Origin of the sequence: Polyangium jinanense (genome assembly GCF_028435265.1) — a bacterium.
Lineage (GTDB): Bacteria > Myxococcota_A > Polyangia > Polyangiales > Polyangiaceae > Polyangium > Polyangium jinanense.
Genome location: NZ_JAGTJK010000014.1, coordinates 61,062 through 83,848, shown reverse-complemented (window position 1 = coordinate 83,848; position 22,787 = coordinate 61,062). Strand labels below are relative to the sequence as shown.

15 protein-coding genes are annotated in these 22,787 nt (G+C 68.2%); 9 read left to right on the top strand and 6 right to left on the bottom strand.

Annotated features, from left to right (window positions below; all coding sequences use genetic code 11):
- The first annotated feature begins 3 nt into the window (after positions 1-3).
- Together KEG38_RS24705 and KEG38_RS24700 are read left to right on the top strand one after the other, a co-directional pair.
- Complete coding sequence (locus KEG38_RS24705; RefSeq protein WP_272422346.1) at positions 4-783, top strand: cellulose binding domain-containing protein; 780 nt, start codon at positions 4-6, stop codon at positions 781-783.
- Positions 780-1,841, top strand: a complete 1,062-nt coding sequence (locus KEG38_RS24700; protein WP_272422345.1) for a glycoside hydrolase family 5 protein — start codon at positions 780-782, stop codon at positions 1,839-1,841. The genes KEG38_RS24705 and KEG38_RS24700 overlap by 4 nt, the downstream gene beginning before the upstream one ends.
- Before the next feature lie 14 nt (positions 1,842-1,855).
- Here KEG38_RS24700 and KEG38_RS24695 read toward each other — a convergent pair whose 3' ends face one another.
- Both KEG38_RS24695 and KEG38_RS24690 read right to left on the bottom strand, forming a co-directional pair.
- On the bottom strand, positions 1,856-2,794 hold the full coding sequence (locus KEG38_RS24695) for a hypothetical protein (protein ID WP_272422344.1): 939 nt from the start codon (positions 2,792-2,794) through the stop codon (positions 1,856-1,858).
- A 161-nt stretch (positions 2,795-2,955) separates the two neighbouring features.
- Positions 2,956-5,391: an ATP-binding protein gene (locus KEG38_RS24690; RefSeq protein WP_272422343.1), complete on the bottom strand. Its 2,436-nt coding sequence runs from the start codon at positions 5,389-5,391 to the stop codon at positions 2,956-2,958.
- Between the two features lie 203 nt (positions 5,392-5,594).
- On the opposite strand from KEG38_RS24690, the gene KEG38_RS24685 reads away from it, so the two are divergent.
- Complete coding sequence (locus KEG38_RS24685; RefSeq protein WP_272422341.1) at positions 5,595-8,768, top strand: hybrid sensor histidine kinase/response regulator; 3,174 nt, start codon at positions 5,595-5,597, stop codon at positions 8,766-8,768.
- A 29-nt stretch (positions 8,769-8,797) separates the two neighbouring features.
- On the opposite strand, the gene KEG38_RS24680 is transcribed toward KEG38_RS24685, so the two are convergent.
- Both KEG38_RS24680 and KEG38_RS24675 read right to left on the bottom strand, forming a co-directional pair.
- Complete coding sequence (locus KEG38_RS24680; protein WP_272422340.1) at positions 8,798-9,739, bottom strand: STAS domain-containing protein; 942 nt, start codon at positions 9,737-9,739, stop codon at positions 8,798-8,800.
- Between the two features lie 128 nt (positions 9,740-9,867).
- A complete protein-coding gene (locus tag KEG38_RS24675) occupies positions 9,868-10,725 on the bottom strand; it encodes a hypothetical protein (RefSeq protein ID WP_272422339.1) in 858 nt (285 codons plus the stop codon).
- Between KEG38_RS24675 and KEG38_RS24670 the strand changes: the two genes are divergently transcribed.
- The gene (locus tag KEG38_RS24670) at positions 10,697-11,164 is read left to right on the top strand and encodes a helix-turn-helix domain-containing protein (RefSeq protein WP_272422338.1); all 468 of its coding nucleotides are present in this window, start codon (positions 10,697-10,699) and stop codon (positions 11,162-11,164) included. The genes KEG38_RS24675 and KEG38_RS24670 overlap by 29 nt on opposite strands.
- Before the next feature lie 4 nt (positions 11,165-11,168).
- On the opposite strand, the gene KEG38_RS24665 is transcribed toward KEG38_RS24670, so the two are convergent.
- Positions 11,169-14,312, bottom strand: a complete 3,144-nt coding sequence (locus KEG38_RS24665; RefSeq protein WP_272422337.1) for a serine/threonine-protein kinase — start codon at positions 14,310-14,312, stop codon at positions 11,169-11,171.
- A gap of 99 nt (positions 14,313-14,411) precedes the next feature.
- Here KEG38_RS24665 and KEG38_RS24660 point away from each other — a divergent pair, with 99 nt between their 5' ends.
- The 5 genes from KEG38_RS24660 to KEG38_RS24640 all read left to right on the top strand — a co-directional run bounded on the left by KEG38_RS24660 (position 14,412) and on the right by KEG38_RS24640 (position 22,076).
- A complete protein-coding gene (locus KEG38_RS24660) occupies positions 14,412-15,311 on the top strand; it encodes a sigma-70 family RNA polymerase sigma factor (RefSeq protein ID WP_272422336.1) in 900 nt (299 codons plus the stop codon).
- Positions 15,312-15,442: 131 nt separating this feature from the next.
- Entirely contained in the window at positions 15,443-16,246 is an 804-nt protein-coding gene (locus KEG38_RS24655; protein WP_272422335.1) for a hypothetical protein, read from the top strand.
- Positions 16,247-16,382: 136 nt separating this feature from the next.
- The gene (locus tag KEG38_RS24650; protein ID WP_272422334.1) at positions 16,383-19,118 is read left to right on the top strand and encodes an ATP-binding protein; all 2,736 of its coding nucleotides are present in this window, start codon (positions 16,383-16,385) and stop codon (positions 19,116-19,118) included.
- A gap of 247 nt (positions 19,119-19,365) precedes the next feature.
- Positions 19,366-20,391, top strand: a complete 1,026-nt coding sequence (locus tag KEG38_RS24645; RefSeq protein WP_272422333.1) for a peptidase associated/transthyretin-like domain-containing protein — start codon at positions 19,366-19,368, stop codon at positions 20,389-20,391.
- Complete coding sequence (locus tag KEG38_RS24640) at positions 20,391-22,076, top strand: hypothetical protein (protein ID WP_272422332.1); 1,686 nt, start codon at positions 20,391-20,393, stop codon at positions 22,074-22,076. Before KEG38_RS24645 ends, KEG38_RS24640 begins: the two co-directional genes overlap by 1 nt.
- On the opposite strand, the gene KEG38_RS24635 is transcribed toward KEG38_RS24640, so the two are convergent.
- Positions 22,077-22,745 carry a TetR/AcrR family transcriptional regulator gene (locus KEG38_RS24635; protein WP_272422331.1) on the bottom strand — a complete coding sequence of 223 codons (669 nt, stop codon included), beginning with the start codon at positions 22,743-22,745 and terminating at the stop codon, positions 22,077-22,079.
- Positions 22,746-22,787 lie beyond the last annotated feature (42 nt).

Sequence of the window (22,787 nt, the reverse complement as noted above, 5' to 3'; positions counted from 1 at the left end):
ATCATGCGAACGAGAGGCTTCGTTGTGTCGTCCGCGCGGATGGGGATCGTCGTCTCGATGGCCGCGCTGTTCGCGGCCTGCGCTTATGGAATCGATCCGGACCGGAGCGGCCTCGAACCCGGAGCCGGCGGCGGCGGGCCGGGCGGGCCGGGCGGCGGCGGCCCGGGCGGGGCGGGCGGCGCGAGCAGCTCGAGTTCCAGCGCGAGCAGTTCGAGCTCGAGTGCCAGTAGCGTTAGCTCGAGTGCCAGCAGCTCGAGCTCCAGCGCGAGCAGCTCGAGTTCCAGCAGCTCGAGTAGCTCCAGCAGCTCGGGCGCGGGCGGCGCGCCGCCCGCTGGATTGCACGTTCTGTACAAAGCGTCGGATACCAACGCGACGAACGCCGAGATCAAGCCTCATTTCAACATCGTGAACGGCAGTGACGTCTCCGTGCCGCTCGCCGAGCTCCAGATTCGTTATTACTACACGCTGGAGACGAACGGCTCGCAGACCGAGGTATTCCACTGCGACTATGCGCTCGTCGGATGTGGGAAGGTATCGGGCGCGTTCATGACGACCTCGGGCGCGAACGCCGACCATTATCTCGAGGTGACGTTCAGCGGCGCCGACGTCCTCACGCCGGGCCAGCAGAGCGGCGAGATCCAGGCTCGTTACAACAAGATGGATTACGCGAGCTACGACGAGACGAACGATTACTCGTTCGACCCGACGAAGACCGCATTCGCCGATTGGGACAAGGTGACGCTCTACCACAATGGCGCGCTCGTCTGGGGGGTGGAGCCGTGAGCCGACGCGCGTGGGTCCTAGGCGCGTGCGGGCTCCTTGCCATGGGCGTTGCGGGGTGTGATCCCGGGGGCGCCGAGAGCCCCCCGGCCCCGATCGATCCCCTGGATATGGGCTCGGACGAGGATGTCGGCTCGGGAGACATGGGCCCCACGCCGGTCGAGCTCCATGGGCAGCTCGCGGTGGTCGGCGCGGAGCTTCGCGACGAACATGGCGAGCGCATGCAGCTCAAGGGCCCGAGCAGCATGTGGCTGAACTGGGAGAACGAGGGATTCGCGCAGAACCTCGAGGCTTTACGCTGGATGCGCAACAACTGGCGCGCGACCGTGATCCGCGCCGCCATGGGCGTCGAGCCGGATGGGGCGTACCTGACGAACCCCGACAAGGCGCGGAGCCAGGTCGAGCAGATCGTCGACAATGCGATCGCCGCGGGCGTGTACGTGATCATCGATTGGCACGATCACAACGCGCACCAGCACAAGGATCAAGCCGTCCAGTTCTTCAGCGAGATGGCCACGAAATACGGCGACAAACCCAACGTGATCTACGAGCCGTTCAACGAGCCTCTGGATCTCGATTGGCAGGGCACGCTGAAGCCGTATCACGAGGCCGTGATCGCGGCGATTCGCGCGAAGGATCCGGACAACGTGATCGTGCTCGGCACGCCGAACTGGTCGCAGGACGTGGACCGCGCCGCGGAGTCACCGGTGGCCGGGACGAACCTTCTGTACACCTTGCATTTCTACGCGTGCACGCACACCGATTGGCTGCGCGGCAAGGCCGACGGGGCCCGCGCCAAAGGTTTGCCCCTGCTCGTGACGGAGTGGGGGGCCACGCACGCCGACGGCGGGACCGACGGGCAGGTATGCCTGGACGCCGCACGCCTCTGGCACGAGTGGATGAACACGCACGGGATCGGCTGGACCGCCTGGAAGCTCGACAATTGCGGGCAGGACTCGAGCTGCATTCTCGCGCCCAATGCCCCCGTCACGGGCGGGTGGACGAGCACGTACCTGAAGGGGCACGGCGTGTTCGTCCGGGCGCGTATGCAGGACGAGTGACGTTCGTAGGCGAGCTACTTCGGAATTTCCTGGCAGCACCCGGTGACGCAGTAGCTATTGACCGGGCAGGGGTCTTGCCCTTCCAGGCCGCAGGGCTGGATGCCGGCTTCGCATTGCCCGGTCATGCCACCATCCATCGTCAAGCACTCGGGCGGCAGCTCGTTCTTGCCGACGCAGATCTCGCAAACGTCACAATCGTTCTGGCAGCCTGGGACGGGCGTGCAGGGCTGGCATTTGTCCGGGTCGGAAAGCACGTCGATGCTGCAACTCCCGTTGCCGTTCGGGTTCTCGGAGCCGAGCCAGACGTACTTCTTGCTGCCGGCGGGCAGCTCGCAACAGCCGAAGCAATCGCAGCCGTTCGGCACGAGCGGCTTGCAGTAGTCGTAGCATTCCTGGGACTGGCCTTGCGAGAGCTCCGTGCAGCTGAGGGCCGTGCCGGGTGTATTGGCTTGCGCATCGTACTTGCACTGCTGCTGTTCGTATTTCTCCGGGTAGAAGTTCGGCGCAACGGCGAGCGGGTCGCAGTTGTGGTTCCAGTAGCAGCCGTCGTTGCCGGCGCCCGAATCGGCGTCGAAGTAGCAGTCGACGATACATGCCTGGCCGACCTGCCCAGGGATACCGCCGAAGAAATTGCCCTCGGTGTTGTCGCAGGCGCCGAGGCAGTCGGGATCGTTCGAGTCGATCCGGCCGTCTCCGTCGTTGTCGTCGCCGTCGCCGCACTCGTAGAACTGGTTGAGGCACGCGACGGGCGTGGGCGTTCCGCCGGTGCCGCCGCCCGCGCCGCCCGTACCGCCCGCGCCGCCCACGCCGCCCGTACCGCCCGTACCTGCGGTCCCCGAGCTTGCCCCCGCCGAACCCGAGGAGCTGGTCCCGTCACTGCACGAGGGCAAGGCAAACGCGAGCAAGGGGCTCGCGAGCAGGATGCAAAGCACGCGTTGGGTGATGGTCGACATGCGAAACCTCCTTTGGAGGAGAGAGCCCGGTAGGCCCTTCGAAGGATAACCAGGCCCGCGGAAAAACCATAGCAAATACCGCAGTACGCACGATTTCGGCCATGGTCTGCGTCGCTGGTAACCCATTGGACCACGCAAACGTGGTCGATTTCGTTACCAATTCAGGCGGCCCGAGACAGCCCTTCCCGAGGCTCCGCTCCCTCGACGGGGAGCGTGAAAAAGAACGTGGTCCCTTTGTCGAGCGCGCTCTCGACCCAGACCTTGCCGCCGTGCGCGGCGACGAAGCCCTGCACGATGGCGAGCCCGAGGCCGCTTCCCTTGTAGCCCGATCGGGTGCTCCGCCAATAAGGCTGGAAGAGATGACCGATTTCGTTCGCCGGGATCCCTCGGCCCGTGTCCGAGACCGAGAAGGCGACCTCCTTGCCGCGCGCCTCGGCCTGAAGGACGATCGATCCGCCCGGGTCGGTGACCTGGATGGCGTTGCTGATGAGGTTTCCGAAGATCTGCATGACCCGGTCGCGATCGCAGTGGACCCGCGGGAGCTCGGCCGCGATTTCGCTGCGGAGCGATACCCCCTTTTCGCGCGCACGATCATGAAACCCGGCCATGGCCTCACTCGCGAGCCGATAGGGATGTTCGGGCGCCGGTACCACGATGATGTGTCCGGTCTCGATGCTCGACACGTCCACGATGTCGGAGATCATTCGCGCCATCTGCTGCGCCGCGCGCGAGATGATGTCCGCCGGCTTGCGAAAACACGCATGCACCTCGTCGGAGGCCGCGCGTAACGTCAAAAACTGGACTGCACCCATGATGCTGGCGAGGGGGTTTCGCAGGTCGTGCGATACGATGGCGAGGACCTGGTCTCTCGCCCCGACGGCTGCCTTCAGCTCGGTGACGTCCATACTCACGCCGACGAGGTGGGCCCTGTGCCCGGTCCGCAGGAGGTGGACGCCCGTCCGCAACCAGGACACCCGACCGTCGCGCCGGAGGAAGCGGTGATCGAAGGGGGCGGGGCTCTCTTCGTCCTGGCATCGCCGGAAATGGGACAAGAGCGCGTCGAGATCCTCCGGTGGGACGTGCGCTGCCCAGAATTTCGGCGAACGTTTCCATTCTTCGGCGGTGAAGCCCGTCGCAGTGGCCGCGCGGCTGCTCACGAAGGAGAAGGCGAGCGAATTGGGATCCGCCTCCCACACGACGACGTGATCGAGGTTGTTGATGAGGTCGAGGTAACGGATGCGCTCGTAATCGATCTCGGTGATGAGCCGCTCGCGCTCCTCCTCGGCGCGCTTGCGGTCCGTGATGTCCACGAGCGCCGCGGCGGCCGCGACGATGCGCCCCGCGGGGTCACGAATGGGCGCACTCGTACTCAGGATGAAGCCGTAGGTGCCGTCGCCGCGCAGGATCCGGAGCTCTTGCCGGACCGTTTCGCCGTTCAGGATGGCGCGCGCGAGCGCCCATTCCTGGGGCCTCAGAGGCCGACCATTCACGAGATGGAAGCCCCGCCAGGTCCGATACTCCTCGATGTTGCTCGACGGCTCGAACGGGCGGCGCCAAATTTCGGCCACCTGCCGATTGCCCATGATCATCCTGCCGGAGGGCGCCTCGGCAAGGACGACGCCGGCTGGCATCTGCTCGACGACGGCCGCGAGCTGGGCCCGTTCCACCTCCAGCCTTTCACGGAGCATGCATTGAGAAATCGCGGTCGTGGCGCGACTGGCGAGGGCGCCGAAGAGATGTTTGTCCTGCTCGGAGAATTCGGAGGTGCCCCGGGAGCCCATGTGCGCGACGCCGAGGACACGAGATCCATCGACGAGAGGAACCCCATAGAGAGCTTTCACGCCCTTCGCGCAGAGGATCGGGCTCTTGACGAGCGGGTCCTCCGAAGCGTTCCGAAGGTACATCGGGCGCTGCTCCGCTGCAATCGTCCCCGCGAATCCCTCGCCGATCCTCAAGGAGAACCCTTGCGAGACCTCCTCCTCGAGGCCCACGGCGGCGCGAACGCGCAAGACGTCGTCCTCACGCAGGAGGATCACGGCGGTGTCGACGGAAGCCGTGGCGTCGAGGAAAACGCCGAGGAGCCGCTGCAAGAGCTCGTTCAGGCTCCGGGTTTCGAGGGACGCGGTCGAGATTCGGTCGAGGGCCTCGAGCGTGCGCCTACTGGCGCGGGTATAACGATCCACCGAGGCTGCGACGGCCGTGTCGATGGCCCAGTTCAGGACCGAAAGGGCCTCGGGGTACTCGGCCAGGAGCTGTTTCTGCAAAAAATGCTTCGTGATCGTGGCCCGGAGCGCGGCGTATTCGGCGACGACCTCTCCGAGGTCGAAGCCGGCTTCCAGGCGATCGCGGGCATGGTTCTCGGCCGTCTCCTGCGGCGGCTCTGGGGGCCGACCCGCCGCCATCTCGTCGACCATCTCGGCGATGCGGTCGAGGAGCTCGGGCACGTGGTCCATCAAGACCGGGCGCGCGAGGGAGCGAGCGACGGGGAGCTTTCGGACGGCCTGCTCCCATTTCGCCAGGATCTCCGGCTCCAGGTCCCGCAAGAGCTCCGACAGGCTCGGCCCGCGGGGTGCGCCTCTGGAATCTTGCGTGCTCATCGGTCTCCGTCGCCAGCGGCAGGCGCGTGCGGCACAGCTTGCGTTTCACCGTTGCAACGAACGAGCCAGCGGTCAGGCGAGAAACCAGCCTGTGCGGCCAGCCAAACCTCTGCGCCGTGCGCGGGGGATGGCGGAGCGACGTCGTGATCTTCGCCGACAACCCTTCTCGCCTCCGGCGCGGTGGGCTAGAACCGCCCGACGCCATGCCGTTCGATCCCACCAACTTCGATCGCCACCCGGACGGCGTCATGCGGCTCCGCGCCGTGCGCGACGAGGCCGGCGTGCCCAGCGATTTCGAATGGTCGTACCTGAATGCCGCGGCGTCTCGGGCTCTTTCGCGGAGCGATCTCATCGGCAAGACATTGGGCCGAGAGATCCCGACGTCTCTGGAGAACGGGCTTTACGCCGCCCTCGAAGCGACGAACCGCTCCGGCGAGCCGTGCAGCTTCGACCATCCTTCATTCACCCTCACGGGGTTGAAGGATGGTGACGGCGTGTTCGTGTTCCTCCAGCGAAAAAAGAAAACACGGGCCGACGACCTCGTGCACGCGGATCTCGCCGACAGAAAGCGGCTGGAGCAGGAGCGCGAGGAGCTGCTCGCGCGGCTCGATGCGCTGATCACGCACGCGCCGGTTGGAATCGTAGCATTCGACCGTGAGCTGCGGATCGTCTCGCTCAACGAGGAGGCCGCGCTCGACGGGAGGTCCATCGACAGCCACCTTGGCAGGACCCTCGGCGAGCTGCGGCCAGCGTGGGCCGAGCGGGTCGAGCCGCTGCTCCGGCGGGTCCGTGATGCCGGGGAAGCCATTCGCGGCGTGGAGTTTCGCGGGCCGGGAAGCGCTCCGAACGAGGAGCGCCACTGGGTCATGAACTATTATGCGATTCGCGACCGCCGCGGCGAGGTGCGCGGCATCGGCGTCGTATCCCTGGACATCACGGCCCAGAAGCGGGTCGAGAATCAGCTCCGGGAGAGCGAGGAGCGCTTCCAGCAATTCATGCGCAATTGCCCGGCATCGGCCTACATCAAGGACGCCGATTTGCGGTACGTCTGGGTGAACGCCTACCTCGAACGGAGGCTCGAGCGCCCTCTCGAGCAATGGATCGGGGGGACGGACGCCGACATCTTCCCGCCGGAGGAGGCCGCGCGCGTCGGCGAGAATGATCGCGCCGTGCTCACCAGTGGCGCCGTGACCAGTCTCGTGGAGACCGTGACGGTGGCGGGGCGGCCTGCACATTACCTCTCCTACAAGTTCCCGATGCACGACAGCCATGGCCGCGCGATGCTCGCCGGGATGTCCGTGAACATCACCGATCAGGTGGAAGCACAGGAGCGCGTTCGGCGGCTCAATGCGGAGCTCGAGGCGAAGGCGGGCGAGCTGCAGACGGTGCTCGACCTCGTCCCGATTGCGATTTTTATGGCGCATGATCCGAACTGCCAACGCGTCACCGGCAATCGTGCTGCAGCCGAGCTCATCGACGCGAGGGGGCGGGCAAACCTCTCCTTGACGGTAGCGTCCGAAGAGCGCCACACGCCTCAAAAGCTCCTGCACGAAGGGCGCGAGCTCGGGCCGATGGAGATGCCCATGCGGCGAGCCGCGCGTGGCCACCCGGTCCGTGGCGAAGAATACGACATCGTATTCGAGGATGGCCGCAGAAAGCACTTCTTCGGGTATGCGTCGCCGCTCTACGACGCCGAGCACCACATCCGGGGGAGCATCGCGGCGTTTCTGGACATCACCGATCGCAAGTTCACCGAAGCCAACCTCGAACGACGCACGCGGCGGCTCCAGCTTCTCTGGGAGGCGGCCCGCATTTTGATGACCGTTCACGACCTGGATGCGATGGTTCGCGCGCTCTTCGAGAAGATCCGCGCCGATCTCGGTCTCGACCTCTACGAAAACTGCGTGGTCGAGCCCCAAGCTCCGCGCTTGCGCCTCGTATCGAGCGCCGGGATCCCGCCCGAAGCCGCCGCGGCGCTCGCGTCGATCGACTTCGGCGGGTTGATTTGCGGCGAGGTCGCGGAGCGCTCGGAGCCCATCGTCCTGACCGACGTGCAGGACTCGACCGATGCAAGGGCAGCGTCGCTTCGCGAGCTCGGCGTACAGGCGTACGTCTGCAATCCGCTCATGGCCGGTGGACGGCTCGTCGGGACCTTGTCGTTCGGCAGTTGCAGCAAGCGTGCATTCACGCAGGACGAGGTGGAGTTTCTCGAGACGATCACGCAGTACGTCGCCGTCGCGGGCGAGCGGTTACTGCTCATCGAGCAGCTCCGCGAGGCGGATCGACGAAAAGACACGTTCATCGCGACGCTCGCCCACGAGCTACGCAATCCGCTCGCCCCCATCCGGAACGCGGTGCAGCTCTTGAAAGCGAAAGGCCCGCCGGAGCCGAAGCTCGTCTGGTGCCGGAACGTGATCGACAGGCAGGTCCATTACATGACCCGATTGCTCGAAGACCTGCTGGACGTCTCGCGCATTTCCCGCGGGAAGCTCGAGGTGCGAAGAGAGCGCGTCGCGCTGAGCGCCGTCATCGATGTCGCCGTCGAGACGAGCCGACCGATGGTCGAAGCCGGACGGCATCAGCTCACGGTGAGCCTTCCGGCGAGCTCGATCTGCGTCGACGGGGATCCCGTGCGGCTCGCCCAGGTCTTTTCGAATTTGCTCAACAATGCAGCGAAGTACACGCCTGAAGGGGGCGAGATCTCGCTTTCCGTGGAGCGTCGAGAGACGATCGTGGTCGTATCGGTCCGGGACAACGGGATCGGCATCACGAGCGACATGCTGCCGAAAGTATTCGATATCTTCGCGCAGGCGGCGCCTGCGCTCGAGCGGGCGCAGGGCGGGCTCGGCATTGGTTTGTCGCTCGTGAAGGGTCTGGTCGAGCTGCACGGTGGAAAGGTGTCGGTGCGGAGCGAGGGTTCGAATTGCGGCAGCGAGTTCAGCGTCGAGCTTCCGATCGTCGGATTGCCGCAGGCCAGCGATTCCGACGAGCATGCCGCGTCCGTGCTCGTGGTGAAGCATCGCGTGCTCGTGGTCGACGACAATGTCGACAATGCCGATAGCCTCGCCGCGCTGCTGGAGATCACGGGCAGCGAGGTGATGACCGCCTACGACGGCGAGCAAGCGCTCCGGATCGCCGAGTCGTTCAAGCCGACCGTGATGCTGCTCGACATCGGAATGCCGCGGATGAACGGCTATCAGGTCTGCCGTAGGCTCCGCGAGCAGGCGTGGGGGCGCGCCGTGTTCCTCATTGCGATGACCGGCTGGGGACAGACCGAGGACCGTCGTCAGACCCAGGAGGCGGGCTTCGACCACCATCTGGTCAAGCCGGTGGACAGCACCGCGCTGATGAAGCTCCTTGCGGAGCGGAGCCCGTAGGGAAGGGGAGCGCGGGCGGGAATGCGCTCCTATCGCCGTCCCAGGGAGCGGCGCAATCCTTCCTGCAGGGTCGCGAAGGTGCATACATTCTCGAAGCCAAGGTCGTCCTCCACCAGTGTGCGCGCCGTTTGCGTGGAGATGCCGACGACCATGCATTGCGCACCCAGCAATTCGGCGGCGCGCACCGCGTCCCGCAGGTGACGCGCCGCGTCCGCGTCGAGAACCGGCACGCCGGTGACGTCGAGGATGACCTTCTCCGCGCTCGCCTCCACGATCGACCGGAGCAGGACCTCGAGGATTCGCGCGCCGCGCGCCGCGTCGATGCGGCCGATCAGTGGCACGGCGAGGATGCCCTTCCAGATCCGGAGCACGGGCGTGGACAATGCGGCGATCGCCTGCTGCTGCTCCTCGCTCACGCGAAGCTGCTCCGCGAGTTCCGCGGTGCGTGCGGTCACGGCGGCCTCGAGCTCGTCCTTCTGCTGCCGCAGCTCCTCCTCCGAGTGCTTGAGCTCGCCGACGTCGAAATGGAGCTGTATCACCTCGCATACCTCGTCGTTTGCTCCCTTCACCGGGAAAAGCGCCGAGGCGACCCAGCGAACCCTGCCCTGATCAACGGCTTCGTTCTGGTGTGGATCGTACCGGATGGTGGGCAACCGCGTAGCCTTCCCCTCCAGGAATGCCTGCTCGATGAGATGCATGAACCCCTGGGCGACGACCTGGGGATCGTTTCGCAGCCTATAATCGGCGACGAGCTCGACCGGTGTGTGCCAGAGCTGTTCCCAGCCCGCGTTGACCTCCTTGGTGCGGCTCTCGGGATCGTAGACCTGGAGGCTGACGGCGCCTCCGTCGAACAGGGCTTGATACCGCCGCGCCGGGATTTCCAGCTCGGCAATGCGCCGCCGCAGCGCCGCATTCTCGCGCGCGAGGTCCTCGAGCGCCTGTTCGGCGTCAATGGATTGTCTGTGATTCATTGTCCGGCATTCACGACGGCCAGGTGGCCGTGCCCGCATCACGAGGAATTCGATGCGAGCGCCGGGCGGGTTTTACGTGCACCAACGGGTACAGTGCAAGCGGAAAAAGGCCGTGGCATTTGCCCGACTCAGCACTCCCAGAAGGCGTCCTTCGCGAAGACGTAGAACCGACCATCGCCACCGCAGTTGAGGTCCTCGACGAGATCTTCGTCGAACTGCGCCAGGAAGTCGGCGGCGCCGTCGTCCTCGTCGTGCGTCTGGAGCCAGCCGGGGCGACCGAGCGCGCGTGCGCGGAGATCGCGGATGAGGTCGCGGATCGCTTCGATGCGGCCGTCTTCGTCGTCGGCGTAGGGATCGAGTACCACCGAGGGGATCGCAATGCGCACGGCCTCGTAGCATCCGCCGTCGTCGCCGTGGCCCTTCGCGAGCGCCGCTTCGGAGAGCAGCACGACCGCGGTCTCGCCGCTGTCGCGCTCCCAGGCGCAGTTTTCCTCGCGCTTCGACACGAAGACCGCGAGCGCGCGGACGTCCTCGCCATGGCCCGTCCGCTCGCGCAGCTCGGGCATCGCCGCATAGTCGAGGGTGATCACGTGCTCCATCGGCTCGCTCTTGCACTTCGGCCACGCTTTCTTCGTGATGCCCTTCGGCGACGACGCCGTACGCAGCGTCGACGCGGGATCGAGCACGCGGCGCGGCACGAGCGCGTAGATTGCCGCATCAAGCGGGAGCCCCAAGGCCTCGGCACGCGCGCGGATGGCTTCGATCTCCGCGGGCCTGGGCCACTCCACGATCGGCGGCGTGGCCCCCGTGGTCATCCTCGCATGAAGCTCCTCGCCGCGGGCGCGCACCGCGGGATCGGGGTGGTCGCGGAGGGCCTCGATCCAGGCGCCGAGCTTCGCCGCCGGGAACCGGACGAGCGTCTCGTCGTGCCCCACAAGCGCGCCGGCACGGAGCTGCGTGACGATCGGCTCCGAGCGTGAGCCCATCGCCGCCGTCGATCGCGCGCTCGCGGCCCTGGCCGCCGCGGAGATCCTCGATCCACGGGCGCGCGAGGACATCGTCGCCGAGGAGTCGCCGCGTCTCGCGAGGACGTGGGCAGCCGTGCGCGGGATGTACATGCGCCTCGCGACCGCGCCGTCGCTCCAGGAGCTCGCCGATCACGCCGGCGTTTCGTTGCGCCAGCTCGCGCGCGACATCGACGAGCTCGGGGCCACGTTTCCGCTCGGTGCCGACGGCTTTCGCGAGCTCACGGGCGACATTCGCCTGCGCTGGGCGGTGCTGCTCCTCTCCTCGCCTGGGCTGCGTGTCGCCGACGTCGCCCGCAGCGCCGGCTACGGCAGCAGTGTGGCGCTTGGCCGGGCCTTTCGCGAGGCCGGCCTGCCCCCGCCGAGCACCGTGCGCCGCGCCTTCGGCGACAATGGCTGATCGATCACCGCCGAATGCGAGCCACCCAGGCCTCGACGTCCGCGGCGGCGGCCACTGCCCTCGGTCCGGACGCGAGATATCCCGCCCGTGCCTCGTCCGCGAGCACGACCGCGCGCCGCCGGTCCTCCCCGGCCGCCACGAGCGCATGCGCGAGGGAATACCGTGCGTCCGCCAGCCTGGTCGGGTCGCCCGGATGACGCAGGAGCAAAGCGATCGCGCGCTCGAGCAGCGGAATGGCTCGTTTGGGTGCGTGACGCTCGATATGGATGTCCGCGAGCGGGACGAGCGCGTCCGCGAGCGAAGGGTGATCCTTCCCGAGCCGCGCCTCGTTGATGGCGAGGGAGCGCTCGACGAGCGGCTCGGCTGCATCCAGGCGGCCGACCGCGCCATAGATCCTGCCCAGCATGTCGAGCGTGCTCGCGACGAGCGGATGCTCCGGCCCGAGCGCCTTCTCACGAATCTCGAGCGCGCGACGCAGGAGCGAGAGCGCCTCCTCGTGGGCCCCTTCGTCGTGACGCACGATGGCAATGAAGACCAGCGTGCTGGCGACGACGGCGTGATCCGCGCCGAGGATTTTTTCACGTATCGCGAGCGAGCGGCGGTAATGGTCGAGCGCCTCCTGTTTGCGCCCCAGCATGTGCAGGGCACGCCCCATGGCTTCGAGGCAACTTGCCGCTTGCTCGGAGTCCTCGCCGCGCTTGTGGCGCTCCCCCTCGTAGGCTTGCTGGAAGAGAGGTAGCGCCGCGGCGTGGTTGCCCCGGACCGTGAGGATCCGGGCCAGATCGAAGAGCGCCACCAATCGCACCGGGTGCTCGGGCGGCAAACTTCGCTCGCTGCTCTCGACGATGGATCGGCTCTCGGCCTCGGCCTCGGCCATCGCACCGCTCTCCTTGTGGACGAGGACGAGCGCTCGGCGCGCGTGCAGCGCCGACGGATGGTCTTTGCCGAGTGTATTCGACAGGGTGGCGATCGCTCGATCGACGGACGCTCGGGCCTCGGCGAGCTTGCCCTGAGAGCGCTCTGCGCTCCCGAGCCCTTGCAGCGAGGCCGCGAGGAGCTCGGGGTCGTGGGGCGCGAAGCGCTCGACCTGCTCGATGGCGTGCCGACAATCCGCCTCGATCTGCGGCGCATCGGCGAGCGCATTGCCTCGCGTGCAGATCCGCACCGACAGCCGCGCGAGGAGCTCCGGATTGGCCCCGCGCCTGCGAAGCGCCGCCCGCGCATACTCCAGGGCGCGTGCAGCCTCGTCGACCCGGCGCACGTCGAAGGCCAGCATGCCGAACAGATCGACCCAGGCGCTCGCCACGATCTCGTCGTGGTGACTCGAAATCGCCGCGTGGGCCGCCGCGTGATAATCCCCCTCGGCTTCGCGATCCTTACCGAGGAGGTCGCGAAAGCGCGCGCGCAAGTAAAGCGCCTCTGCTTCCAGCGGACCATAACGTGTTTCGGCGGCGCGCGCGACCAAAGGATCGACCCGCGAGAGCCCGTTCTCGTAACGCCCTACGGCGAGCTCCGCGCGCGCACGGGAGAGATCCCCCGTGACCCGGGTGATTGCCTCCTGCGCCGCCGTGCCCTCCGGACGCGGATCCATCGAGGAGAGCGACTCCAGATTGGCGCAATCGCTGACGGGCGCGAGCTCGGAGACCGCATGCGCGCTTTGGTCGACCACGGCGACGTCGGCCTGCGCGAGCGCCTGGGTGAGCGCGCCGAGGTCGGCGAGCCGCCGCTCGAGGCACACCATGCGCCGGCCGAGCTGCTCTTCCGTCTGCTCGCCGCGCACCCGGGTCGCCTCGCAGGCCTGTGTATGCGCGTCCGCCCATTCCGTCGCGCGCCGGTCGAGATGCGCCGCGACCTGATCAAAAGCCCCCGCCGCATAAGGCAGCCCGGTCGCGACAAACGCCTCACGGACGGCGGCACGCCCGGACGCGTCCCACACGCCCTCGAGCCTCCTCGACGCCCCGCGACAAGGCGGCTCCGCCGAAGGCCCCATCGACGCCCGGACGACCCCGCCCGCGACGACGGCCGCGAGCAGCGGGACGACCCACATCGCAATCCGTCGGCGGAGCGCGCGCCGATCCCGTTCGAGGATGGCGAGCAGATCCACGAGCGAGGGGTGCCGGGCTTCGGGTTTCGCGGACAAACCACGCCGGAGGGCCTCGTTCAGCCAGGCAGGGATATCGGCCGCGCGCGGGGCGTGGATGTCTCCGCGCTGAATGGAATCGAGGATCTCGGCCTGTGTATCGCCGCGGAAGGGGCGTACGCCGTGGAGAGCCTCGTGGAGGGCGACGCAAAAGCTGAATTGGTCCGCGCGCGCGTCGGCGCGCCGGCCCTGATGTTGTTCGGGCGCCATGTAGGCGGGCGTGCCGGCGACGACGGTCTGCACCGCCTCCGTCTCCGCGCCCGAGCTCGAAGCTTTCGTGTCCCGGGGATGCCCGTCCCGCGCGAGGCCAAAATCGAGCACCCGAACCCTGCCATCACGCCCGACCACCACGTTCGCGGGCTTGAAGTCCCGGTGCACGATCCCCATCGCGTGCGCGGCGGCGAGCCCCCGGCCCGCTTGGAGAAACACCGGTAGGATCTCGGGCAAGGGGCGACGGCGCTCCGCGAGCCACGCGGCGAGCGTCGGCCCCTCGACGAACTCCATCACGATGAAGACGTTTCCGTCGGTCACCCCCACGTCGTGGATCGAGACCACGTTCGGATGGGCGAGGCGGGCCAGCGTCTGCGCTTCGGAGAGCAGGCGCGCTCGGGCCGGCTCGCTCCCTTCCCCTCGGTCCTCGGCGCGGAGCACCTTCAATGCCACCCGCCGGTTCAGCTCCGGATCGTAGGCGGCATACACCACGCCCATACCGCCGGCGCCCACACGGGAGAGCACGACGTACCGGCTGACGGCGCTTCCAGGCTGAAGCGGGGCCTCGGCGCCGGGCGGGCGCGTGTCCTTGGCCGTCGTGGCAAGGTCTTTGGGACGGCCGGCGAGCTCCGGCGTCGCGCTGGTCTCCCGTGACGTGTGGAGGGGCTGTCCCACCACGGCGAGCAGCTCCTGGCACGCGGGGCATTCGTCCACGTGGTGCTCGGTCCGCGCGGCCGTCTCGGGGGCGAGGTGGCCGCCGAGGAGCGCGTTCAGCGTGTTCTCACCCGGGCAATCCATGCGAAGACAGGGCACGTTATCGTGCGCGTCTTCTGCGGGCAAGAGCGCGACCGGGCCCTCTTGGCAGGATCCGCTCCCGTGATGCTACCATGCGTGCACATGGGAGACGGACCGGCTCTGGCTCGCTGCTTCTCGACTGCGTGGAGAGCCGCGCGGCCGGACGCTCCCGCGGATTGGCTCGATCTCGACGAGACCTCGCTCGAGGCGGCGCTCGCCTCCCTTCTCGCCGCGGCGCGCGCGACATGGACCGACGTCAGAATCGAGCCCGATGTATTCATTCCCTACCTTGCCGCGAGGATTGACACGGATGTCCCATTGATTCGCGCGCTGTCGCACCGCGCGTGCGCGGACCTGTACCTCGCCTGCGCTTGCGCCCGCGGCGACGCGACGGCCATCGCGACGTTCGACAGGACCTTGCTGCGTGACGTCACGGCTGCGCTCTCCCGTATCGACCTCGGGAGCACCACGCTGGAGGACCTCAGGGACCGTATCCGGCATCGTATCCTCGTCGGCGAGGGTGGCGTGCTTCCGCGAATCGCCGAATACGCGGGCCGGGGGGATCTGCGCGGGTGGGTCCGTGTCGTCGCCGTCCGCGAGGCGCTCGGCCTTTTGCGCAAACAGAAGCGTGAAGAGCGCGCCCACCTCGAGCTCGCCCAGATCGACCCCGCGTCGGGTGATCCCGAGCTCGCCCGGATCGAGCGGCTTTACCACGAGGAGTTCCAGAGCGCGTTCCGGGAAGCGCTGGCCTCGCTGTCGCCGCGCGAGCGCAACCTCCTCCGCCAGCACTACCAGCAGGGCCTCGGCATCGACGAGCTCGGTGTGCTTTACGACATCCACCGCGCGACGGCGGCCCGCTGGCTCGCCCGTGCCCGCGAGCGCCTCGCCTCCGGCACGCGGCAGCGCATGCGCGAACGCCTGCAGGTCGAACGCGGCGAGTTGGACAACATTCTCCGCCTCATCCAGAGCCGGCTCGAGATCACCCTGCGGTCGCAGGGCTAGGCGGCGAGGAACCGACGTCGACATTTTCAAAAAAAAATGCGACCCCGGGCCGCGACGAGCATCCCCCGGATGCAGGGCCTGCGCCTGATGGCGCGCCGTCAGGTGGCATGCTGACGTCCGGAGTTGTGAAAATGAACACGAAAGCCTTCTCCCTTCTGCTCGCTTTGTCTCTCTCGCTGGCTGCGTGCAGCAATGTGCGACAAACGACGCCCCTCGCCTACGCGGGCGACGACGGGCGATCCACGGTGGCGTCCCTCGAGGCCGCCATTCAAAAGCGAGGCTATCGCCCCGTCTGCAAAGAGCGGGAGTTCTGCAAGTTCCAGTACGGCCAGGAGGTCTGGGTCCATTTCAAGACGGGATCCGACAAGGTCGTGATGGCCGTCGATGTGGTCGATGGGAAGAAAATGCCCGCGGACAAGCGAAAGGCGCTGACGGACGAGGCGACGGCCGTCGGGGAGGCGATCTGGCGCGAGGCGAGCGCGGAGGCGATCGAACGCGAAAAGGTCGCAGCCGAAAAGGCGAAGGCCGAGGCCGCGGCGCGCGCGGAGGCGGAGCGGAAGGAAGAGGAGCGCAAGGCCGCCGAGGCCAAGGCCGGAGGAAACGGGGGCTCGAGCGGCGGCGGGCTCGGCAGATTTCTCGGCGCGGCCGCCGACGTCCTCGGAGGCATCCAGGTCAACACGGGGCCCGGGCAGGGCAATGGCGCGGGGTCGGGGTCCAGTGGGGGCAATGCCTCGGCGCATTGCTGCGTGAACGGCTCCTATTACCAGTGCCCCTCGGCGGCAGCCGTGAACAAATGCGCCGGCGAGTCCGCCGCGTGCCTCTCGCGCTGCATGTCGAGCAGCGACATGGGCTGCGGCGAGCGCTGCATGAAGGAGCACCCGCCGGATCCCTCCGATTGCCAGCGGCAGTCGGACAAAGACGGTCAGTGCAGGTGAATCCGCCCCGGGTCGTTCCTGTCCGCGTCTCCGATGTCTCGCCGTGACCACGAGCCACGCGCCGTCCACCCGCTCGCGTCCCCGAGCGGGCTTTGCGAACATGGCGGCCGAGGCGCGGTTCACGATGTCGGATGCCATGAAATCAAAGGCGCCCACGAACGTGTACGAGAGCCCGTCCTCGTTCGTGGGCCGCGCCTTGGACCTCGCGACGATCCTCGCCCGGTTCGACGAGGGCGCGCGGCTCGTGACGATCGTCGCGCCCGGGGGCATGGGCAAGACGCGCGTGGCGACGCGATTCGCGACGCTTCACGGCGCGGCCTACGCGGCGCACGGAGGCGGCGTCTGGTTTTGCGACCTGACGGACGCCGGCGACGTTTTGGCGATGTGCCGCGCCGTGGCATCGGTCCTCAGCGTGGCGCTCGAACGGACGACGGAGGAGAGTGCCGTGGTGGCGGCGCTGGGGCAGGCGATCGCGCGGAAGAACCGCGTGCTTCTGGTCCTCGACAACGTGGAGCACATCGCGACCGCGGCCGCCGGGGTGGTGGCCGCGTGGATGAAGGTCGCGCCGCACGCGCGCATCCTGGTGACGTCGCGCGCCGTGCTCGGCATTGCGGGCGAGCACCTCGTGCCGCTGGAGCCGCTCCGAGTCCCGCAGTCCGGCGCGAGCCGCGAGGAGCTCTTCGCGACGGAAGGCGTGGCGCTGTTCCTGAGCCGCGCGCGGGAAATGCGGCCCGATTTCGAGGTTGGGCCGGGCGAACTCGCGGCGCTCGGGGACGTCGTGCGCGCGACGGACGGGATCCCGCTCGCGATCGAGCTTTGCGCGGCACGCGTGAGGCTCCTCGGGCTCGCACAGATACGGAGCCGTCTCGCCGAGCCGCTGGATTTCCTGGTCCGGCGTGAGGATCGTGGGCGGCACTCGTCCATGCGGCGCGCGATCCTGGACTCGCTCGTGCAGCTCGAGGAGACCGAGCGCGCGTGCTTCGCGGCATCGTCGGTGTTTCGCGGGGGATTTACATTGGAGGCGGCGGAGAGCGTGCTCGAACGGCCGGGCGCGGACGTCCTCACCGTGCTGGAAGGGCTCGTCGCGCGCTCGCTCGTGCGGATGCGCGCGGAGGGCGACGAGACGCGCTTCTCGCTCTTCGAAGCGATCCGCGAGCTCGCCGCGGAGGAGCTCCAGAAACGGCCGGAAGAGCTCGATCACGCGGCGAGCCGGCACACGCGCTGGTTCGCGCGGTTCGGTCGCGCGCTCGCCGAGGAAGCGGCCTTCGGCGGCGCCGCGCGGGAGAGGCTCGGCCACGAGATGGACAACATGGTGGCGGCGCACGCGCGTGCGCTCGTCGATGCCGAGCGTGCGCCCGATGGGGACGGCGCCGAGCTCGCGCTCGGGCTCGCGCTCGCGCTCGAACCGGTCGTCGTGCCGCGAGGTCTGTTCGAGCTCCGGCTCGTGCTGCTCGATCGAGCGATCACGGCTGCGCAGGCGACGGTGTCCGGGACGAGCCTCCCGGATTTCGCGGCCGCCCTCGTCGCGCGAGGCGTCGCGCGGCGCGAGCTCGGCGACCCGAAGGCCGCGGCCTCTGATCTGGAAGCCGGCCTCGCGCTCGCGCGCGCCCGCGGCGATGCGGCGCTCGAGGCGCTCGCGTGTATGCACCTCGGGGAGATCGTCGAGACACTCGGCCGCACGGTCGAGGCGCGAGCGCACTTCGCGCGAGGGCTCGCGTGCCTCGGGGGCGCGGCTGCCGGCCGATCTCGACGCGTGCGTGAGGCCGAGATCCGGGCGTGCCTCGGGCATGCGCACCGCCGCGAGGGCGAGCTCGCGGCGGCCGAACGCGAGGCGAAGCGCGCGCTCGCGCTATACCGCGAAGCCGACGGCGAGGATCGGCTGCCGAGGGTGCTTTACGAGACGGGGGTCATCGCCCTCTTTCGGGAGAGTTACGCCGAGGCGAGCGCGTGTTTCGACGAGGCGCTCGTGATCGTGCGGCGCATCGGCGACAAGCACGCAGAGGGCGCGGTCCTGAGCGCGCAGGGCATCCTCTTTCAGGAACGGGGGAAGCTCGACGAGGCGCTTGCTTGCCACGCGCGTGCGGTGCGGTTGTTCCACGAGATCGGCAGTCGTCATCGCGAGGGCAGCGCGCTCTACTATCTCGGCGGGGCGTTCCTCGAGCGAGGCTCGCCGGGCGAAGCGACGAAGCTCCTCGGGCGCTCGTTCGAGCTGATGGGCGCGGCCGGTTTCCAGCGGTACGAGGCGCTGATCGCTGGGTGCCTCGCGTCGGTGTGGTCCGACGAAGGGGATCCCGAGGCCTCCGCGCAGTGGCTCGCGAAGGCTCTCCGCGCGGCCGCCGCGTGCGAGAGCGAGCCGGCGCTGCAGGCGACGCTCGCGATCCACGAAGCCCATGTCGCGCTGGCAAACGCGAGCGAGCCCGAGCGGTCGCGGCTCCTCGAGAACGCGCGGGCGCTCGCGCGCGGGCGCTCGAACGACGATGTGCGTTTCGCGTTGCGGATCCTCCTCGCGGCGGGCCGGCATGGGCTCGCGGCGCCCGCGGAGGCGCTGGTCATTTCCGACGGCGGGGCGCGGTTCCGGCTTCCGGGGGCCCGCGCGTCCGTGGATCTGTCGCGTCGTGCGCCGCTGCGCCGCATCCTGCTCGCTCTCGCGAAGTTACGGGCCTCCGCGCCGGGTCAGACGTTGCCTCTCGACGAGATCATCCGCGCCGGCTGGCCCGGCGAACGGATCGGCGCGGACGCTGCGGCGAACCGCGTGCGCGTGGCGCTCGCGACGCTGCGCAAGCTCGGGCTCCGCGAGGTCCTGATGACGGGGCAGGGCGGATACCTCCTCGACCCCGCGACGGCCGTCTACATCCCATCGCAGGGCCTTTGACGGACGGCGCCACGGTTGCGCGGGCGGCACCCTCCTCGCGCAGCGAAGCTTGCCATGCCGCGGCGCGGCGAGGCGCTCGCGCGCGATTCGCATTCCGTAGGAGAGGCGCGAGCAGCGCCATCCAGCGAGATTTGGGCCCGAACGTCCGGTCGGAACGTCGCGCACCGGCGGCATGTGTGGCGTCGATGTTCGCATTTGCCTCGGTCCGCGCGAGACGGCGGAGCCGAGCGCTACGCTCCGACGGCGCATGTACACATCAAAGGTCTTGCGGCGCGGGTTTTTCGGGGGCGTCACCGCAACGCTCCTGCTCTCTGCGCTCGCATCTTCCCCCGTGGCAGCCGACGAGGACCCGAAGACGCGGGCCCAAAAGCTGTTTTTCGAGGGGCTCACGGACCTCCAGGCGGGTAAGAAGCAGGCGGGGTGTACCAAGCTCCGCGAGAGCCTCTCCTTGTTCGCGACGCCCAACACGCTGTTCAATGTGGCGCGCTGCGACGAGGACGAAGGGCAAATCGCGTCGGCATTGGAATACTGGCAGCGGGGGCTTTCGCTGATCGACGCCAAGGATCCGCGGGCGAAGGTCGCGAAGGGGCGAATCGATGCGCTCGACGCGCGGGTCCCGCGGCTACGGGTGATATCGCCGGAGGGGCAGGCCATGAGCGCCATTTCGCTCGACGGCAAGGAGCTCGGGCCGAGCAAGCTGGAGGCACCCTTGCGCGTGGAGCCCGGCAAGCACGTGATCGTGGTGCGCGCGCCGGGACGGGAGGACCGGCGCTACGAGGTCGATCTCGCCGAGAAGGAGCGGACGGAGGTGGTCGTCGAGCTGGGGCCGGAGGTGGCCCCCATCGACGTGCCCAAATCCTCGCCATTGACGAGCAGCAGCGCCGAGGTCCCACCGCCGCCTTTGCCGCCTCCGGCGAGCGGACGCAGGACGGCGGGGTTTGTCGTGGGCGGGGTCGGCCTCGCGGGAATCGTGGCGGCGGGGATCACCGGGGGCATGCTCGTCGCGCGTGACGCGCAGATCAGGAACGATTGCGACGAGAATGGTGTCTGCAAGAAGGGGAGCACGGGCTACGAGCTGTCGCAGACGAGCGGACCGCTCCTCGTGGGGAACGCCGTGGCGTGGGGGGTGGGGATTGCGGGAATCGGAGCGGGGCTCGCGCTCGTGCTCACGGCGCCGTCGGGAAAGGCAGGCGAAGCACGGGGGCGGGAGGCTGCGATCGCGCCGCTCGCCGTGCAGGGGGGCGGAGGTTTGTGCATTTCGGGGAGGTTCTGATGCGGTTCATCTCGGCGTTCGCGGTGGCCGCGAGCCTCGTCGCGCTCGGCGGCTGCGCGCTGATGTACGATTACAGTGATTTCCGCGAGGAGGACACGCCCGGGGAAGGGGGAGCTGGGGGCAACGGTGGCACCGGGGGAGCTGGTGGCACCGGGGGCGCCGGCGGTTCTGGGGGCTCTGCGGGCTCCGGCCCGTGCGAGCCAAATGTGACGGAGAGCTGTTTCACGGGGCCTCCGAGCGCGCAGTATGTGAAGCCCTGCCAACCGGGAACCCGAACGTGCCTCGCCAATGGCACCTGGGGAACTTGCGAGGGAGAAATCCTGCCCGGCGTCGAGCTTTGCCGCAGGGATGGCAGCGAGAGCTGCAATGCCGTCACGTGTCCGGAGGCCGACTGGAACCGGCGGTATGGGGACGACAAGGAGCAGGAGGTGCTCGCGGCCGCCGTCGACGGGGACGGGAACGTCCTCCTGGCCGGGCGATATCAAGGCGTCCTCGCGCTGGCTGCGTCCGCCGGGCTCACGCTCGGTCCGACGAACGAGGTTACGACGGACGACGCCTTCGTGGCCATGTTGTCTTCGACCGGGACTCCTGCCTGGATTCAGGGATTCGGCTCGATTGGAAAGCAGCCCCGGCGGGCGGTCGGCGCGGTGTGGGGAGCGCCGAAAGGACAGGCCATCACCGTTGGGTATTACACCCGCGCGCAGTCGCCGGACGACAGGGACGGGTTTTTGGCCTGGGGGACCGGGTCGACGACGAACCTCGTGCGGCTCGACGGTGCGGGGAACGAGGAGCCCGTGGCGGTGGCCGTCGACAAACAAGGATACGCCTACCTGACCGGCACGGTCCGAGGGACCGGGAGTTTGCCCTGCATTGGCGGGATGGCGGCCGACTACGACGCCGCCGACGAAGACCTCTTCGTCATGAGCTACGATGTGGCCTTCAGCCAGTGCAGGTGGGCCCGGGTTTTTCCGGGTGGAACCCACAAGCCTCGCGCCATGGCCGTCGACGCCGGTGGGGACATCTTCGTGACAGGCAGCTACACCGGCACGATGGCCGTCCCCGGGGTGCCGGTCGACGACGCCGGCGCGACGGTCCGTGCGTTCGTCCTGAAGCTCGACGGCATGGCGAAAGCACAATGGGCGCGCACGTTTGCCGACGCGGAGGGCGCCGCGGTGGCCGTGGAGCCCTCCGGCATCTCCAGCAAGGTGTTCGTGACCGGCACGATGAACGGCACGGTCGACTTCGGCAATCAGCCCTTCCCCACGAATGGCAAGGACGCCTTCGTTCTCACGCTCGACAAGACGAGCGGGAACACGACGTGGAGCACCTATCTCACGGGGGCCCAGGAGCAGCACGGAACCAGCATCGCGCTGACGGCGGACGGCGGCGCCCTCGTTGCGGGCCATTTCTTCGGGACCTTGGATGTCTCGGCCGACGTCGAGCTCACGAGCCGTGACAACAACGTTTTCTTGTTGAAGCTCTCCGCAAATGGTTCGCCCTCCTTGGCCTATCAATTCGGCGGCGCAGGCGAACCCGCCATGCCCCGTTCGGTTCGCGTGTCGGCCGGGCCTTCCGGGATGATCCTGGCAGGCGGCTGGATCCATCCGCTCGATCTCCAGCCCAATGTCGTCCTCGCTCCTGGCGGCGCGCTCGACATCTTCGTCGCCCGGTTTCCCAAGCCCTGATCAGCCGGGCGTCTCGGGCGCGGCGTGCTCTTTGGCGTGCCGCTCGCGCAGGCGCCCGATATAGCCCAGGATGAGGTCGGTGATGTCCGCGGTGAGCCGGAGGTCTCGCAGCTCGTCCGGCCGCTGGGTCAGGGCGTCCATGAGCAGGGTGCGGACGAGGAGGACGAGGCGCGCGGCAGCCCGGGAGGCTTCCTCCGCGGGAAGCTCAGGCGCGACGCGTTGGACGAGCTCCTGGGCGCGCTCGTTGAACATTTGCCACGCCTCGTCGTTCGCATCGAGATCACCGAAGCGCAGCACCTGCAAGGCGATCACCTGCCATCGATCGAGATCGACGGTGTGCGCGGCGACGAGGCCCATCGCGAAGCGACGCACCATTTCTTCGGGACACGTGGCACAGAGTGCGTCACGCATTTTTTCGTCGAGGCGCGCGAGCATCTCCCGCACGTGGGAGTCGATCAGCGCTCGAACGATGGCGTCTCGATTGGGAAAGTACTGGTAGAGCGAACCGACGCTCGCCCCTGCGATCTCGGCGACGCGACGGGTCGTCAATGCCTCTTCGCGACCGTGCTTCAAGATGCGGACCGCAGCCTCGATCACCGCGCTGACGAGCGCCTGCGAGCGGCGCTGTTGCGGTACCTTTCTAGGTGAGACGGCAGATCGGTCCGGCATCTGGCCTCGAAACGCTATCGCGCACGGTGCGGTGCGTCAAGT